Consider the following 15540-nt stretch of genomic DNA (forward strand, 5'->3'; position numbering starts at 1 on the left):
TGAACGTAAGAGGAGTGGTCTAGTCAGGTCAATGCGTCTGCGCGGGATTGGGCGGTGGCGGTGGCGGTGGCGACGGCGGCCTCGGCTACAGGTGGTGGTCTCCTTGAGGGTCAGCCGGGTTGTTCGGCGGCGCGGTGCTGATCTTGGCTGCTTCGGTGGGGGCGTTGGCGCGGGCGAAGGCGTCGGTTGCCTGGAGGAAGGCGGCGCGGGCCTCGGCGGGGCGGTGGGCGTCCTTGTGAGCGAGGGCCAGGTTGCTGAGGGTCTGCCCCATGCCGTACCAGTCCTCGAACCCCCGGCAGAGCTCCAGGGACTTGCCGTACGCCTCGATCGCCTCCTCCACCCGGCCCGCCGCCCGCAGGGCAACACCGAGGTTGTGCCAGGCCCCGCCCTCGCCGCGGCGGTCTCCGGCGGCTTGGAACAGGTCACGGGCACGAGTGAGAGTGTCGATCATCTCCCGCGCCCGGCCCGCCTCCCGCAGGGCGAGGCCGAGGTTGTTCCACGCGCCGGCCTCGCGGTGGCGGTCTCCGGCGGTCTGGAACAGGTCGCGGGCCCGGGTGTGGGCGTCGATCGCCTCCCGCGCCCGGCCCCTCTCCCGCAGGGCGAGGCCGAGGTTGTCCCACGCTCTGGCCTCGCGGTGGCGGTCTCCGGCGGTCTGGAACAGGTCGCGGGCCCGGGTGTGGGCGTCGATCGCCTCCCGCGCCCGGCCCGCCTCCCGCAGGGCGCTGCCGAGGTTGTTCCACGCGATGGCCTCGCCCAGCCGATCCCCGGCAAACTGTGCGGCCTCCCGCGCAGCCCCCGCCACAGCGATCCAGTCGTCGAAATACCGCCGCCAGGCCAGGTACTCCCCCAGACACTCGGCCAGCCCCACCGCCGCGTCCGCGAACTGCTCCTCCCGCCCCCATGTCACCGCCGCGACCAGCCCCGCCCGCTCCGCGTCCAGCCACGCCAACGCCTGTCCCCGGTCCTCGAACCGTTCCGGCTCCTTCATCCCCGGCAGCCACCGCAACCGGTCATCGGCCGCATCCGCCCACCGCACATAGAAGTCCAGCACCCGCTTCCGTGCCGCCTCCGCCTCCTCCCGCAACCCTGCATCCGCCGCCACCACACCCGCTCCGAACCCCCGCACCAAGTCATGCAACCGCCACCGCATGGCGGAGACCGTCCTGGTGCCGCCCCCCACTTGCGTGACGAGATATCTAGCGGCCAGGTCCTCCAGCAGTGACAGCACGGACTCGGTGTCGAGGCCGGCAAGCGCGGCAACCGCCGCCGTGCCGGTCTCCGCTCCTGGAGTAAGACAGAGCAGGCGCAGCAGCCGGGCCTGGTCGGGTGGCAACCGGCGATAGGAGGTCTCCAGAACAGGCCGCAGGACGAGTGAGCGCCCATACAGGTCGGTTCCGGGACTGCCGTGGTCGAGGACGGTCGTCGCGTCCCCGGTCTCCCGGATCTCGGCCACCAGAGAGGCGATGTCCCGATGGCGACGCCGACGCAGCATCCCCGCCGCGATCTGGAGCGCCAGAGGCAAATGACCGCATAGATCGGCGAGTTCGCGCAGCGCACCGGGTTCACGCGCCGGCCGGTCGTCCCGTTCGTCGGTGTCGCGCAGGGCCCGGGTCACGAGGGCGACGGAGTCGTCCGGGGCGAGCGTTTCCAGGTCGATCAGGCGTACCGGAAGGGCGTCGGGACGGTCCCGGGAGGTGATGAGCACCCGGTGGTGGTCCGTGCCGGGCAGAAGCGGCAGGTACTGGGACGGGTCCGAGGCGTTGTCCAGGATCAGCAGCATGCGGTCCCGTCGTCCGGCGAGAAGCGCGCGGTACGCGTCGTACTGGCGGTCCGCCGTCGGCGGCAGATCCCCGTCCCGTACGCCGAGCGCGTCGAGCAGCGCCAGCACCGCCTGATCAGCCGTGACCGGGTCGTCGTCGTACCCGCGCAGATCCACGAAGAGTGTCCCGCCGGAGAACCAGCCCCGCGCACGGGCCCGGTGCGCCGCCTCCACCGCCAGCGCGGTCTTGCCGACGCCGCCCATACCCGTGACGGCGAAGATGAGCAGCGGGAGCGCGGCCGTGTCGTCCTGGTCCGGAGAGAGGTGGGGGAGCAGGCGGTCCAGCTCCGCCGACCGGCCGGTGAAGCCCAGGGGGCGGGGCGGGAGGGTGGCGGTCGCTCGCGGCACCGGGCCGTGGGCGGTGCCCCTGCCGCCCCTACCGTCGCCCGTCGCTCTTGCCGGTGACGGGGCCGTGGAAGGTGCTGCCCCGGAAGTCGATGTGGTCTCCGTCGTACGTCGCTTCGCCGTCCTCCCGTGGATGGGGGCCCTCCTCGGAGTCGGAGGAGCCGGAGGAACCCTTGCGGGGCCGGTGCTTGTGCAGCACCGCCACCGTCACCGCCGCGGCCTGCCTGGTGGCGCGCTCCTGCGAACCCGAGGCGTCGGCCTTGTGCTTCCTGGCGTCGGCGCGGTCGCTGATGCCCCGGATCACCAGGGCGTCGACCTGGCCGTTCAGGTGGGCCGCCTGGAGCGCGCCGGAGCCCTCCATCTCGATCGCGCCCGCGTCGTTGTAGCTCCTGCGGATGAACCGGGCGATCTCGGACTTGGCGTCCGCCAGGACCACGTCCCCCGTGGCGATCGGCATGAAGTGCGCACGGACGTCGGGCATGTCCCGCACGGCGGAACGGGCCGCCTGCTCCAGCGCGTGCGAGCCCGGCAGGGCCTTCGGCCGGACCAGGAAACCCTCCGGCGTCTGCTTGCCGCCGTGGATCTCGTACACCTGCGTGCCCACGACGACGTCGCCGATCCCGACGTCCTCCTTCAGGCTGCCGGCGACACCGACGAAGAACACGGCCTCGGGATGCAGCCAGTTGATGAGCTGTGCGGTGAGAGCGGCGGCCCGCTCGGCACCCATGCCCAGCTCGGCGATGGCGACCTGCCATGAGGCGCCCGGCAGTTGGCCCATTTCCACTCGGGTTCCGTCCTGGTGCACCAGCTCCCGCCGCTCCTCGACGTGCGCGCGGACGGCGGCGTATTCGAGGGGGAGTGCGGTCAGGACCAGAACAGCGGGCTGGGTCTCCGGCATAGTCATAAGTTATAGCTGGGAGAAGGGAAACGAGTGCCGGAACAGGACGTCACCGTCGGGCAGTTGCTGCTCGCCGAGTACCAGAGCGTGAAGGACGAGCAGAAGGCGAGGATCGGCTTCCGCGACAACCTCCTGTACGTCACCCTCGCGGTCGTCGCCGCCGTCATCGCCGCCGCGGCCCAGGCGAAGCAGCCGTCGATGCTCCTGGCGCTGCCGCCGGTGTGCCTCGTCCTCGGATGGACCTACCTCGTCAACGACGAGAAGATCTCGGCCATCGGGTTGTACGTGCGGGACGATCTCGGCCCCCGGCTGGCCGCACTCGCGCCGGACGCGGGCGGTTTCACGACCTTCGGGTGGGAGGCGTACCACCGGAGCGACACCCGGCGCCGGTCACGCAAGACGATCCAGACCGTGATCGACCTGACGGCGTTCTGCGCGGTACCGCTGGCGGCGCTGACCGTCTTCTGGTCCAACGGGGACACCGGCGGGCTGCTAGTCGCGCTCTCGGTGCTGGAGGCCCTCGCCGTGGCGGGGCTCGCCTCGCAGATCGTGTGGTACGCGAAGGCGGCGTGAACACGGGCAGGGCGCATATCGCAGTATGCTCGTGTCATGGCCGACACGACCCGTATCACGGTGACACTGCCTACCGAGCAGGTCGCCGAACTGAGGAAGCTCACGGACAACGTCTCGGGTTATGTCGCCGAGGCGGTGGCGCGTCAGCTGCGGCACCAGCTGCTCGGTGCGGATCTGCTGCGCCACCAGGAGGAACGCGGGGCCTTCACCGAGGAGGAGCTGGCGGAGGCCCGCTCCAGGATCTTCGGGACGACGGACGCCGACGGGTCGGCGAGCGCGGCGTGAACGAGCACGTCGAGACCGTCGTACTGGACTCGGAAGGGCTCTCCGCCTGGATCGCACAGGACCGCAAGATCCTTGCGATGTTCCAGGTGTTTCATGCGATGGGGGCCGATTTCGTCATCGGCGCCAACACCATCGTGGAGGTCAGCCACGCGCGGGTGGACATGCCTCGGCTGCGGTGGGTGCTGTCCCGCGTCAAGGTCGAGCCGATGACGGAGCAGGCGGCCAAGGCGTCCGCTGAGCTGCTCAAGGCCGCGGGTCTGCACGGCCACAAGTACGCGATCGACGCGACCGTCGCCGAGGCGGCACTGCGTCAGCCGGGTCCGGTGGCCATACTGACGTCCGACGTCGATGACATGGCCCGGCTGTGCGGTGACCGCGTCCGGCTCATCGGCATCTGAGCGGGCCACCACAGCGGTGCGTGCCCGGCGTCACCCACAGGTTCATCGGCCCCGCTCCGTCCCCCGGACCCAGCGGTAGACCAGCTCCGGCCGGCCCACCGTCCCGTACTGCGGCTCGCGCGCCGCCCGTCCCGCCTCCACCAGATGCTCCAGGTACCGCCGGGCCGTGATCCGCGAGATGCCCACGGCCTCGGCCACTCCGGCGGCGGTCAGTCCTCCCTCCGCGCTCCGCAGCGTGCCCGTCACCCGCTCCAGCGTCGGTCCGCTCAGGCCCTTCGGCAGGGCGGCCGGACCGGGGGCGCGCAGGGTGGCCAGCGCGCGGTCGACCTCGTCCTGGCCGCTGGCCTCCCCGGCCGTCCCGCGGAACTCGGCGTAGCGCACCAGCCGGTCGCGCAGGGTCGCGAACGTGAACGGCTTCAGCACGTACTGCACGACCCCGAGCGACACCCCTTCCCGTACGACCGCCAGGTCCCGGGCCGACGTCACCGCTATCACGTCGGCGTGGTGGCCGGCCGCCCGCAGCGAGCGGGCCAGTTGCAGGCCGTGCACGTCCGGCAGGTGCAGGTCGAGCAGGAGCAGGTCCACCGGCGTGCGGTCGAGCACGCGGCGGGCCTCGGCGCCCGAGTGCGCCTTGCCGACGGCGGTGAAGCCCGGCACCCGGCCGACGTACATCACGTGCGCGTCGGCGGCGACGGGATCGTCCTCCACGACGAGGACGCGGATGGGCTGCTCGGTCGTCATACGTCCTCGCCCCCGGACACTCCCGGCGCGGCCTGCGCGGAGGCGCCCCGGCTCCCGGAGCCGCCCAGCGGCAGCCGGACCTCGAAGCGGGCCCCGCCCTCCTCGGCCTGCGCGACCGTCAGCGTCCCGCCGTGCCGCAGCACCGCCTGCCGCACCAGCGCCAGCCCCAGGCCCCGGCCCCGGCCGCCGGGACCGGCCGGCTTGGTGGAGAACCCGCGCTGGAAGACCAGGTCGGCGTGGGCCGGATCCACGCCCGCGCCGGTGTCGGAGACCCGCAGGCGCAGCTCCGGGCCGGTGTCCGGCTCGTCGGTGTACGCGGCCACCGTCACCCGCGAGGGCGTACCGCCCTGGGCCGCGTCCACCGCGTTGTCGATCAGGTTGCCCAGGATCGTCACCAGGTCCCGCGCGGGCAGGGACGGCGGCAGCAGCCCGTCGTCCAGCCGGCTGTCCGGCGACACCACCAGCTCCACCCCGCGCTCGTTCGCCTGCGCCGTCTTGCCCAGCAGCAGCGCGGCCAGCACCGGCTCGCTCACCGCCGCCACCACCTGGTCGGTGAGCGCCTGCGCCAGCTCCAGTTCGGCCGTCGCGAACTCCACCGCCTCCTCCGCGCGCCCCAGCTCGATCAGCGACACGACCGTGTGCAGCCGGTTGGCGGCCTCGTGCGCCTGCGAGCGCAGGGCCTGCGTGAAGCCGCGCTCGGTGTCCAGCTCGCCCATCAGCGACTGGAGCTCGGTCACATCGCGCAACGTCACCACCGTGCCCCGGCGCTCACCGCCGGAGACCGGCGAGGTGTTGACCACCAGCACCCGCCGCGCCGTCAGATGGACCTCGTCCACCCGCGGCTCCGACGCCAGCAGCGCGCCCGTGAGCTGCGCCGGCAGCCCCAGGTCGGGGACCGAGCTGCCCACCACGTCCCCGGTCACGTCGAGCAGCTCCCGTCCGCCATCGTTGATCAGCGCGATCCGGTACTGCCCGTCGAGCATCAGCAGTCCTTCCCGTACCGCGTGCAGGGCCGCCTGATGGTAGTCGTGCATCCGGCTCAGCTCGTCGGCGTTCATGCCGTGGGTGTGCCGGCGCAGCCGTGCGTTGATGACGTACGTGCCGACCGCGCCGAGCAGCAGGGCGCCGGCGGCGACCCCGAGCAGCGCCGTCAGCTGCTCCCGCACGCGCTTGCTGATCTCCTCGACCTTGATGCCGGCGCTGACCAGGCCGACGACCTGCCCGCCGTCCTTCACGGGGGCGACCGCCCGGACCGACGGGCCGAGGGTGCCGGTGTAGGTCTCGGTGAAGGTCCGGCCCCGCTGCGCGGGCTCGATGTGACCGCGGAAGGGGCGGCCGATCTGCTCGGGGTCGGGGTGGGTCCAGCGGATGCCCCGTGGATCCATGATCGTGACGAAGTCGACGTCGGTGTCCCGCATGACCCGCACCGCGTACGGCTGGAGCCGGGTGGTCGGCTCGGGGGTGCGGATGGCCTCCAGCACGGACGGGGAGTCGGCGATCGACAGGGCCACCGACCGTGCCTGCCGGCCGGCCGCGTCCTCGGCCTGCCCCCGGTCGCTGAGGTAGCTGAACAGCGCGTATCCGGCGACGACGACCGCGATCAGCACGGCCTGCATGGCGAAGAGCTGGCCGGCCAGGCTGCGGGGGCGGAGACGGATGCGCATGCCGCCAGTCTCTCTCCCGGCCGATTGTGAACTAAATGAACGCAAGGGTGACCGCGCTCACAGGCCGGGAGATAGTCACCGCATCCCCCACTCCCGGACGTGAGCCGCACGCCGGTGACACCGACGTCGCCAAGGAGGGCCGCCGTGACCAGCGCAGCCGATACGGCACCTGCCGCACCCAAAGCCAAACGGGACCGCACGCACTATCTCTACATAGCGGTGATCGTCGCGGTCGCCCTCGGTATCGCCGTCGGTCTGATCGCGCCGGACTTCGCGGTCGAGCTGAAGCCGATCGGGACCGGCTTCGTGAACCTGATCAAGATGATGATCTCGCCGATCATCTTCTGCACGATCGTGCTGGGCATCGGATCGGTGCGCAAGGCCGCCAAGGTCGGCGCGGTCGGCGGTATCGCCCTGGTCTACTTCCTGGTGATGTCGCTGGTGGCCCTCGCCATCGGCCTGCTCGTCGGCAACCTCCTGGACCCCGGGACGGGTCTGGCGGTCACCGACGCCGTCAAGGAGACCGGCCACGCGCAGGTCGACGCCGAGGCCAAGGACACCACCGAGTTCCTGCTCGGCATCATCCCGACCACGATCGTCTCCGCCTTCACCGAGGGCGAGGTCCTGCAGACCCTGCTGATCGCCCTGCTCTGCGGCTTCGCCCTGCAGGCCATGGGCAAGGCCGGGCAGCCGGTGCTGCGCGGTGTCGAGCACATCCAGCGGCTGGTCTTCCGCGTCCTGGCGATGATCATGTGGGCGGCTCCGGTCGGTGCCTTCGGCGCCATGGCCGCCGTCACCGGCTCGGCCGGCATCGACGCGCTCAAGAGCCTGGCCGTGCTGATGCTCGGCTTCTACGTCACCTGCATCCTCTTCGTCTTCGTGGTGCTGGGCGTCCTGCTGCGGATCGTCTCCGGCGTCAACGCCTTCTCGCTCTTCAAGTACCTGGGCCGTGAGTTCCTGCTGATCCTGTCCACCTCCTCCTCGGAGTCGGCGCTGCCGCGCCTGATCGCGAAGATGGAGCACCTGGGCGTCAGCAAGCCGGTGGTCGGCATCACCGTCCCGACCGGCTACTCCTTCAACCTCGACGGCACCATGATCTACATGACCATGGCCTCGCTGTTCATCGCCGACGCCATGGGCACGCCGATGTCGATCGGCGAGCAGATCCCGCTGCTGCTCTTCCTGCTCGTCGCCTCCAAGGGCGCCGCCGGTGTCACCGGCGCGGGCCTGGCGACCCTGGCCGGTGGCCTGCAGTCGCACAAGCCGGCCCTGGTGGACGGCATCGGCCTGATCGTCGGCATCGACCGCTTCATGAGCGAGGCCCGCGCCCTGACCAACTTCGCGGGCAACGCCGTGGCCACCGTGCTGGTCGGCACCTGGACCAAGGAGATCGACAAGGAGCGCGTGGGCGAGGTGCTCGCCGGCCGGGTCCCGTTCGACGAGACGACGCTCCTCGACGACGGTCACGGCGGGCGCGGTGACGAGGACGGCTCGGCCGGCCTGCCCGAGCAGGGCGAGGAGAAGGAACTGGCCAGGGCCTGACCTCCGCACCTCGCCGGACGAGAACCCCGGGCGGCTGAGTCGCTCCCCCCGTCGCTCAGCCGCCCGGTCCTCCCGGTACGCCGCTTCCGGTGCGCCGCGAGGCTTCCGGGCCCTCCGGGCCACATAAAGAAATCCCCCGGGCAATTGCGCCCGGGGGATTTCCTTGCGTATATTCGGTGATTCGCGACTTCGAATAGAAGAGGTCGCGGAGAAGTTCACTGAGCACAGTATATCCGGGCGGGAGCGGAATTGTCAAACACCGAATTTCCGGACGATGAATTGCGGCACGAGCAGGAATTCATCGACGGGCTGTACGCGCGCGTGGACGCGCTGCGCGGCGACGCCGAGACCTCCGTCACGGACGCGCTCGCGCAGGGCAACACCCCCATGCAGGCCCGGCTGGAGCGCGACATCCTGGTCGCCGAGCGCTCCGGGCTGCTCGCCGCGCTGAACGCGGTGGACGGCTCGCTCTGCTTCGGCCGGATCGACCTCGCCTCCGGCGAGGAGCACCACATCGGCCGTATCGGACTGCGGGCCGACGACGCCGAGCGCACGCCGGTACTGATCGACTGGCGGGCCGACGTAGCCCGCCCCTTCTACCTGGCCACCGGCCACACCCCGATGGGCCTGCGCCGCCGCCGGCACATCACCAGCGAGGGCCGCCGGGTCACCGCACTGCACGACGAGATCCTCGACCTCGGCGACCGGACCCGCACGGGGCACGAGGACCCGACCGGCGACGCCGTCCTGCTCGCCGCCCTGAACTCCGCGCGCACCGGACGCATGGGCGACATCGTGCAGACCATCCAGGCCGACCAGGACCGCATCATCCGGGCCCCGCACCGCGGCGTGCTGGTGGTCGAGGGCGGCCCCGGCACCGGCAAGACGGCCGTCGCCCTGCACCGCGCGGCCTACCTCCTCTACGAGCACCGCGAACTGCTCGCCAAGCGCGCCGTCCTCATCGTCGGCCCCAACCCCGCCTTCCTCGGCTACATCGGCGAGGTGCTGCCCTCCCTCGGCGAGACCGGCGTCCTCCTCGCCACCGTCGGCGAGCTGTTCCCCGGCGTGAAGGCCACGGCGGCCGACACCCCCGAGGCGGCGGCGGTCAAGGGCCGCGCCGGCATGGCCGACGTCCTCGCCGAGGTGGTCCGCAGCCGGCAGGCGCTGCCCGACCCGGTGATCGCGATCGAGCACGACCGCGAGATCCTCATGCTGGACGACGACCTGGTGAACGTCGCCCGCGAGCGCACCCGCGCGGCCAAGCTGCCGCACAACGTGGCGCGCGAGCACTTCGAGGGGCACATCCTCAACACGCTCACCGACATGGTCGCCGAACGCATCGGCACCGACCCCTACGACGGCTCCAACCTCCTGGACGCCAGCGACATCACCCAGATCCGCGACGAACTCGCCGAGAACCCCGAGGTCTGGTCGGCCATCGACCAGCTCTGGCCCCGGCTGACCCCGCAGCGCCTGGTCGCCGACTTCCTCGCCGCACCCGAGGACTTCCTGACCGCCGAGGACGCCGACGCCGTCCGCCGCCCGGTCACCCGGCGCTGGACCGTCGCCGACGTGCCCCTGCTGGACGAGGCGGCCGAGCTGCTCGGCGAGGACGACCGCCTCGCCCGCTCCCGCGCCGAGCGCGAGCGGGAGGCGCAGATCGCCTACGCGCAGGGCGTGCTGGACGTGTCGTACGCCTCCCGGACCTACGAGTTCGAGGACAAGGACGAGGAGGACTCCGAGGTCCTGTCGGCGCACGACATCATCGACGCCGAGCGGTTCGCCGAGCGCCAGGAGGAGGAGGACCACCGCAGCGCCGCCGAGCGTGCCGCGGCCGACCGCACCTGGGCGTTCGGGCACATCATCGTCGACGAGGCGCAGGAACTGTCGCCGATGGCCTGGCGGCTGCTGATGCGCCGCTGCCCGACCCGCTCGATGACCCTGGTCGGCGACCCCGCCCAGACCGCGGAGGCGGCGGGCGTCGGCTCGTGGTCGAAGATCCTCGCCCCGTACGTGGAGGACCGCTGGGAGCACACCCGCCTCGGCGTCAACTACCGCACCCCCGCCGAGATCATGGACCTGGCGGCGGCCGTGGTCCGCGCCGAGGACCCCGCCTTCGAGCCGCCCAGCTCGGTGCGCTCCACGGGCGTACGGCCCTGGGTCCGCGCCACCGGTGACCTCCCGGCCGCGGTGGCCGAGGCGGTCGGCGAGCTGACCCCCGAGGAGGGCCGCCTCGCCGTGATCGCCCCGCGCGAGCTGCACCGCGCACTGGCGGCCCGGCTGGACGGGGTGACGGCGGGCGCCGAGCCCGACCTGACGCGGAACGTCGTCCTCCTCGACCCGCGCCAGTCCAAGGGCCTGGAATTCGACTCCGTCCTGGTCGTCGAGCCCGGCCGCTACGGCACGAGCGACCTGTACGTGGCCCTGACCCGCGCCACCCAGCGACTCGGCGTCCTGCACACCGAGCCGCTGCCCAAGGGCCTCGTGGACGCGTAGCCCCTAGGCGGGGCGCAGCCAGACCGTCGACAGGGGCGGCAGGGTCAGCCGGATGCTCGCCGGGCGGCCGTGCCACCCCTGCGGCTCCGGCTTGACAGGGTCGGGGTTGCTCACGCCGCTCCCGCCGTACCGTATGGCGTCGGTGTTGAGCACCTCGTGCCAGGCGGGCACGTCGTCGGGGACGCCGAGGCGGTAGTCGGGGCGGACGACCGGGGAGAAGTTGGACACCGCGAGCACGGGGGCGCCGTCCGCGGCGTAGCGCAGGAACGCGAAGACGTTGTCGTCGGCGGCGTCCCCGACCACCCACTCGAAACCGGACGGGTCGGTGTCGCGCTGCCACAGGGCCGGGGTGGCCCGGTATACGGCGTTCAGGTCACGGACCAGGTCCCGCACACCCCGGTGGTCCGCCGCGGCCCCGTACTGCGGGTCGAGCAGCCACCAGTCGGGGCCGTGCGCCTCGGACCACTCGGCTCCCTGGGCGAACTCCTGGCCCATGAACAGCAGTTGCTTGCCCGGGTGCGCCCACATGAAGCCCAGGTAGGCGCGGTGGTCGGCGCGCTGCTGCCACCAGTCGCCCGGCATCTTCGACACCAGCGACCGCTTGCCGTGCACGACCTCGTCGTGCGATATCGGCAGGACGTAGTTCTCGCTGTAGGCGTACACCATCGAGAAGGTCATCTCGTGGTGGTGGTACTTGCGGTGCACCGGCTCGTGGCTCATGTACTGCAGCGAGTCGTGCATCCAGCCCATGTTCCACTTCAGCCCGAAGCCCAGGCCACCGAATCCGCTCGGCCCCTCGTGGTGCGTGGCGCGCGTGACGCCGTCCCAGGCCGTCGACTCCTCCGCGATCGTCACGACCCCCGGGACCCGCCGGTACACGGTCGCGTTCATCTCCTGCAGGAACGCCACCGCGTCCAGGTTCTCCCGCCCGCCGTGCTCGTTCGGCGTCCACTGACCCGGCTCACGCGAGTAGTCGAGGTAGAGCATGGAGGCGACGGCGTCGACGCGCAGCCCGTCGATGTGGAACTCCTCGCACCAGTACACGGCGTTGGCCACCAGGAAGTTGCGCACCTCCCGGCGTCCGAAGTCGAACTCCAGCGTCCCCCAGTCGGGGTGGGCGGCCCTGAGCGGGTCCGCGTGCTCGTACAGCGGGCGTCCGTCGAACTCGGCCAGCGCCCAGTCGTCGCGCGGGAAGTGCGCCGGCACCCAGTCCATCAGCACGCCGATGCCGGCCCGGTGGAGGCTGTCCACCAGGTACTTGAAGTCGTCGGGGGTGCCGAGGCGGGCCGTGGGCGCGTAGAAGCCGGTGACCTGGTAGCCCCAGGAGCCGCCGAAGGGGTGCTCGGCGACCGGCATCAGCTCCACGTGGGTGAAGCCGAGGTCCCTGACGTACGCCGGAAGCTCCTCGGCGAGCTGCCGGTACGTCAGCCCGGGCCGCCAGGAGGGCAGGTGGACCTCGTACACCGACAGGGGCGCCTCGTGCGCGGGCGTGTCCGCGCGGCGGGCCAGCCACTCCTCGTCGCCCCACGCGTAGTGCGAGGTGTGCACGATCGAGGACGTGCGCGGCGGCTCCTCGGTGCGGCGGGCGAGCGGGTCGGCGCGCAGCGTCCGGGAGCCGTCGGGCCGGGTGATCTCGAACTTGTACAGCTCGCCCGCCCCGATGCCGGGGAGGAACAGCTCCCACACGCCGGTGGCGCCGAGCGACCGCATCGGGTGGCCGGTGCCGTCCCAGAAGTTGAAGCCGCCGGCCACCCGTACTCCGCGCGCGTTCGGCGCCCACACCGTGAAGCGGGTGCCGGTCACGCCCTGGTGTGTCATCGGTTCCGCGCCGAGCGCCCGCCACAGCTGCTCGTGCCGGCCCTCGCCGATCAGGTGCAGGTCCAGGTCGCCGAGCGTGGGCAGGAAGCGGTAGGGGTCCTCGGTCTCCTGCACCGTCTGCTCGTACGCCACGAGGAGCCGGTAGGCCGGGACCTCGTCCAGCGGCAGCAGCCCGGAGAAGAAGCCGTCCCCGTCGTCGTGCAGCTCGGCCCGCAGCTCCCCGGCGACGACGGCCACCGCCCGTGCGTACGGCCGGAAGGCCCGGACGGCGACCCCGCCGGGCACCGGATGCGCGCCGAGCACGGAGTGCGGGTCGTGGTGCGTGCCGTTCAGCAGCCGCTCCCGGTCACCGGCGCCGAGGGCGGGCGATGCGGCGGCCCCGACCGGGGCGGTCCTCTCGGGGGACGTGACGGCGGGCGGCTTCCCGGCGAGCGTCTTCTTCGCCGGGGCTTTCTCGGCTGCGGCCTTCCCGGGCGTCGCGGCTTTCCCGGGCGTCGTGGCTTTCCTGGTGGCGGCCTTCTTCGCGGCCGCCTGCTTCGGGACGGCCTTCTTCGCCGCCGCCTTCTTCGCGGCCGCCTGCTTAGGCACCGCCTTCTTCGCGGTCGTCTTCTTGGCCACCGCCTTCTTCTGAGGTGCCGCCGCCTTCTTCGGGGCGCTCTTCTCCTCGGCCGTCTTCTTCGGATCCGGACCGCTGGACGGGGGGCGGGGGGTCACGGGCGGAGCCTCCTCGGCGAAGGGGATGAAGGGGGGCGTCAGGCCGGCTCGCCGGCCGCCGCCAGGCGGCGCACCGCGGCCAGCGGCACCGGGAGCCAGTCGGGGCGGTGCCGGGCCTCGTACACGACCTCGTAGACGGCCTTGTCCGTCTCGTAGGCGCGCAGCAGCACGGGATCGGTGCGCGGGTCGTGGCCGCCGGCCTCGGCGTACCCGGTGCAGTACGCCGCCCGGCAGGCCGCGGCCCAGCCCGGGACCGGGGAGCCGGCCGAGTGGGCGGCGTAGTCGAAGGAGCGCAGCATCCCCGCGACGTCCCGCACCACCGGCTGCGGCAGCCGCCGCTCGGCCGGCGGCCTGGCCGGCTCGCCCTCGAAGTCGATCAGCGACCAGTGACCCGACGGCGAGCGCAGGCACTGTCCGAGGTGCAGGTCGCCGTGGACGCGCTGTGCGGTCCGGGTGCCGCCCTCGGCGGCCAGGTCGTCCAGCGCGGTGAAGGCCGAGCGCAGCCCCGGCGCGTACGGCCGCAGCGCCGGCACCGCCCGGACGGCCTCCGCCAGCCGGCCGGTCATGCCCTCCACCAGCTGCCGCATCTGGGCGTGGCCCAGGGTGACGGTCGGCAGCGCGCGGGCCAGCGCGCCGTGCACCTCGGCGGTGGCCCGCCCGAGCGCACGGGCCTCGGCGGCGAAGTCCTGGCCCTTGGCCAGCTCGCGCAGGGCCAGCTCCCAGCCGTCGGTCGCGCCCTGCACATACGGCTGGAGGACACCGAGCACCCAGGTCCGGCCGGCCAGGTCCGCCACCATCCAGGCCGTGGGCGCGGGCACCCGGGGGCAGCCCTCGCGGGCCAGCGCCAGCGGCAGCTCCAGGTCGGGATTGATCCCGGGCACGATCCGGCGCAACAGCTTGAGAATGAACGTATCTCCATACACGACCGAGGAGTTCGACTGCTCCGCGGTCATCAGGCGCGGCACCAGCCCGGAGCGGATCTCCTGGTCCGGGTTCCGCTCGAAGCGGAGCCCGCCGATGCGGGCCCGGGTGCGCATCGCCTCCAGGAGCACGTCGGCGGGCCGGGTGTCGTACAGGGCGTCGTAGACCGTCCGTCCGGTCAGCGGGCCGCGGGTCACATGGCCGATCAGCGCGGGCGCGAGCCGGGGCGGCAGCGCCTCGCGCACGCCTATCAGGAGCTGGTAGCAGTCGCCCGGCTGCTCGGGGGAGCCCGGGGCCGGCACGAGCGGCTGACGGGCGCGCAGCAGCACGTGGTACAGCCCGAGGCGGGCGTCGGCCGGCAGCAGTTCGGTGACGGCGACGGGCGAGAGCTCGGTGACCGGACGCCCCTTGCCCGCGAACCAGCGTTGCCGCGGGAGCCACTCCCGCAGCAGTGGTTCCAGTGACGCAAGGAGGCCGGGCGGACCGGTGACGGTGCGGGTGACGGCTTCCGACATGACGTCGCGTCCTTTCCCCGGGTCGTCGGGGTGTTACTGATGCGTGCCCCGGGCGGGACGGGAGAAACCGCCCCGCCCGGGTTCTAGGCGGCGTCCTTGCGGAGCCGGAACCAGTAGAAGCCGTGGCCCCCGAGGGTCAGCAGGTACGGCAGTTCCCCCACGGCCGGGAAGCGGACCCCGCCGAACAGCTCGACCGGATGGCGCCCCACGAAGGCGCTCAGGTCCAGCTCGGTGGGCTGTGCGAACCGGGAGAAGTTGTGGACGCACAGCACCAGGTCGTCCTCGTACTCGCGCAGGAAGGCCAGCACCGCGGGGTTGGAGGAGGGCAGTTCGGTGTACGAGCCGAGACCGAAGGCGGGGTTCTGCTTGCGGATCTCGATCATCCGGCGGGTCCAGTGCAGCAGCGAGGACGGCGAGGCCATGGACGCCTCGACGTTGGTGACCTGGTAGCCGTAGACCGGGTCCATGATCGTCGGCAGGTAGAGCCGCCCCGGATCGCAGGTCGAGAAGCCGGCGTTGCGGTCGGGGGTCCACTGCATCGGCGTGCGCACCGCGTCGCGGTCGCCGAGCCAGATGTTGTCGCCCATGCCGATCTCGTCGCCGTAGTACAGGATCGGCGAGCCGGGGAGGGACAGCAGCAGGGCGGTGAACAGCTCGATCTGGTTGCGGTCGTTGTCCAGCAGCGGGGCCAGGCGGCGGCGGATGCCGATGTTGGCGCGCATGCGCGGGTCCTTGGCGTACTCGGCCCACATGTAGTCGCGCTCCTCGTCGGTGACCATCTCCAGGGTCAGCTCGTCGTGGTTGCGCAGGA

General features: G+C 72.2%; 12 protein-coding genes. 5 read left to right on the forward strand and 7 right to left on the reverse strand.

Annotation, left to right across the window (positions count from 1 at the left end; all coding sequences use genetic code 11):
- Positions 1-85: 85 nt before the first annotated feature.
- Entirely contained in the window at positions 86-2047 is a 1962-nt protein-coding gene (locus tag H0H10_RS34865) for an ATP-binding protein (protein ID WP_188185209.1), read from the reverse strand.
- Positions 2048-2195: 148 nt separating this feature from the next.
- The gene (locus tag H0H10_RS34870; RefSeq protein ID WP_188185197.1) at positions 2196-3068 is read right to left on the reverse strand and encodes a 5'-methylthioadenosine/S-adenosylhomocysteine nucleosidase family protein; all 873 of its coding nucleotides are present in this window, start codon (positions 3066-3068) and stop codon (positions 2196-2198) included.
- Between the two features lie 27 nt (positions 3069-3095).
- On the opposite strand from H0H10_RS34870, the gene H0H10_RS34875 reads away from it, so the two are divergent.
- From H0H10_RS34875 to H0H10_RS34885, 3 genes are read left to right on the forward strand one after another with little or no spacing between them, the layout of a single operon-like run.
- Entirely contained in the window at positions 3096-3635 is a 540-nt protein-coding gene (locus tag H0H10_RS34875; protein WP_188185198.1) for a hypothetical protein, read from the forward strand.
- A gap of 36 nt (positions 3636-3671) precedes the next feature.
- Positions 3672-3920, forward strand: a complete 249-nt coding sequence (locus H0H10_RS34880; RefSeq protein WP_188185199.1) for a hypothetical protein — start codon at positions 3672-3674, stop codon at positions 3918-3920.
- Positions 3917-4318, forward strand: a complete 402-nt coding sequence (locus H0H10_RS34885; RefSeq protein ID WP_188185200.1) for a DNA-binding protein — start codon at positions 3917-3919, stop codon at positions 4316-4318. Before H0H10_RS34880 ends, H0H10_RS34885 begins: the two co-directional genes overlap by 4 nt.
- A gap of 42 nt (positions 4319-4360) precedes the next feature.
- Here the strand turns inward: H0H10_RS34885 and H0H10_RS34890 are convergent, their stop codons facing one another.
- Positions 4361-5059, reverse strand: coding sequence for a response regulator (locus tag H0H10_RS34890; protein ID WP_188185201.1), 699 nt, complete (start codon positions 5057-5059; stop codon positions 4361-4363).
- Positions 5056-6723 carry an ATP-binding protein gene (locus tag H0H10_RS34895; protein ID WP_188185202.1) on the reverse strand — a complete coding sequence of 556 codons (1668 nt, stop codon included), beginning with the start codon at positions 6721-6723 and terminating at the stop codon, positions 5056-5058. Before H0H10_RS34895 ends, H0H10_RS34890 begins: the two co-directional genes overlap by 4 nt.
- Positions 6724-6867: 144 nt before the next feature.
- Here H0H10_RS34895 and H0H10_RS34900 point away from each other — a divergent pair, with 144 nt between their 5' ends.
- Positions 6868-8265, forward strand: a complete 1398-nt coding sequence (locus H0H10_RS34900) for a cation:dicarboxylate symporter family transporter (protein WP_188185203.1) — start codon at positions 6868-6870, stop codon at positions 8263-8265.
- A 279-nt stretch (positions 8266-8544) separates the two neighbouring features.
- Positions 8545-10761 (forward strand): HelD family protein, encoded by a 2217-nt coding sequence (locus H0H10_RS34905; RefSeq protein ID WP_223180914.1) that lies wholly within the window; start codon positions 8545-8547, stop codon positions 10759-10761.
- Positions 10762-10764: 3 nt separating this feature from the next.
- On the opposite strand, the gene glgB is transcribed toward H0H10_RS34905, so the two are convergent.
- From glgB to H0H10_RS34920, 3 genes are all read right to left on the reverse strand, one after another.
- Entirely contained in the window at positions 10765-13293 is a 2529-nt protein-coding gene (glgB, locus tag H0H10_RS34910) for a 1,4-alpha-glucan branching enzyme (RefSeq protein ID WP_188185204.1), read from the reverse strand.
- A 38-nt stretch (positions 13294-13331) separates the two neighbouring features.
- Entirely contained in the window at positions 13332-14729 is a 1398-nt protein-coding gene (locus H0H10_RS34915) for a maltokinase N-terminal cap-like domain-containing protein (RefSeq protein ID WP_188185205.1), read from the reverse strand.
- Positions 14730-14812: 83 nt separating this feature from the next.
- A partial coding sequence (locus H0H10_RS34920; protein ID WP_188185206.1) for an alpha-glucosidase C-terminal domain-containing protein occupies positions 14813-15540 on the reverse strand: 728 nt, incomplete at its 5' end.

The sequence above is a fragment of the Streptomyces griseicoloratus genome (assembly GCF_014534645.1).
In the GTDB taxonomy this organism is placed as follows: domain Bacteria; phylum Actinomycetota; class Actinomycetes; order Streptomycetales; family Streptomycetaceae; genus Streptomyces; species Streptomyces griseicoloratus.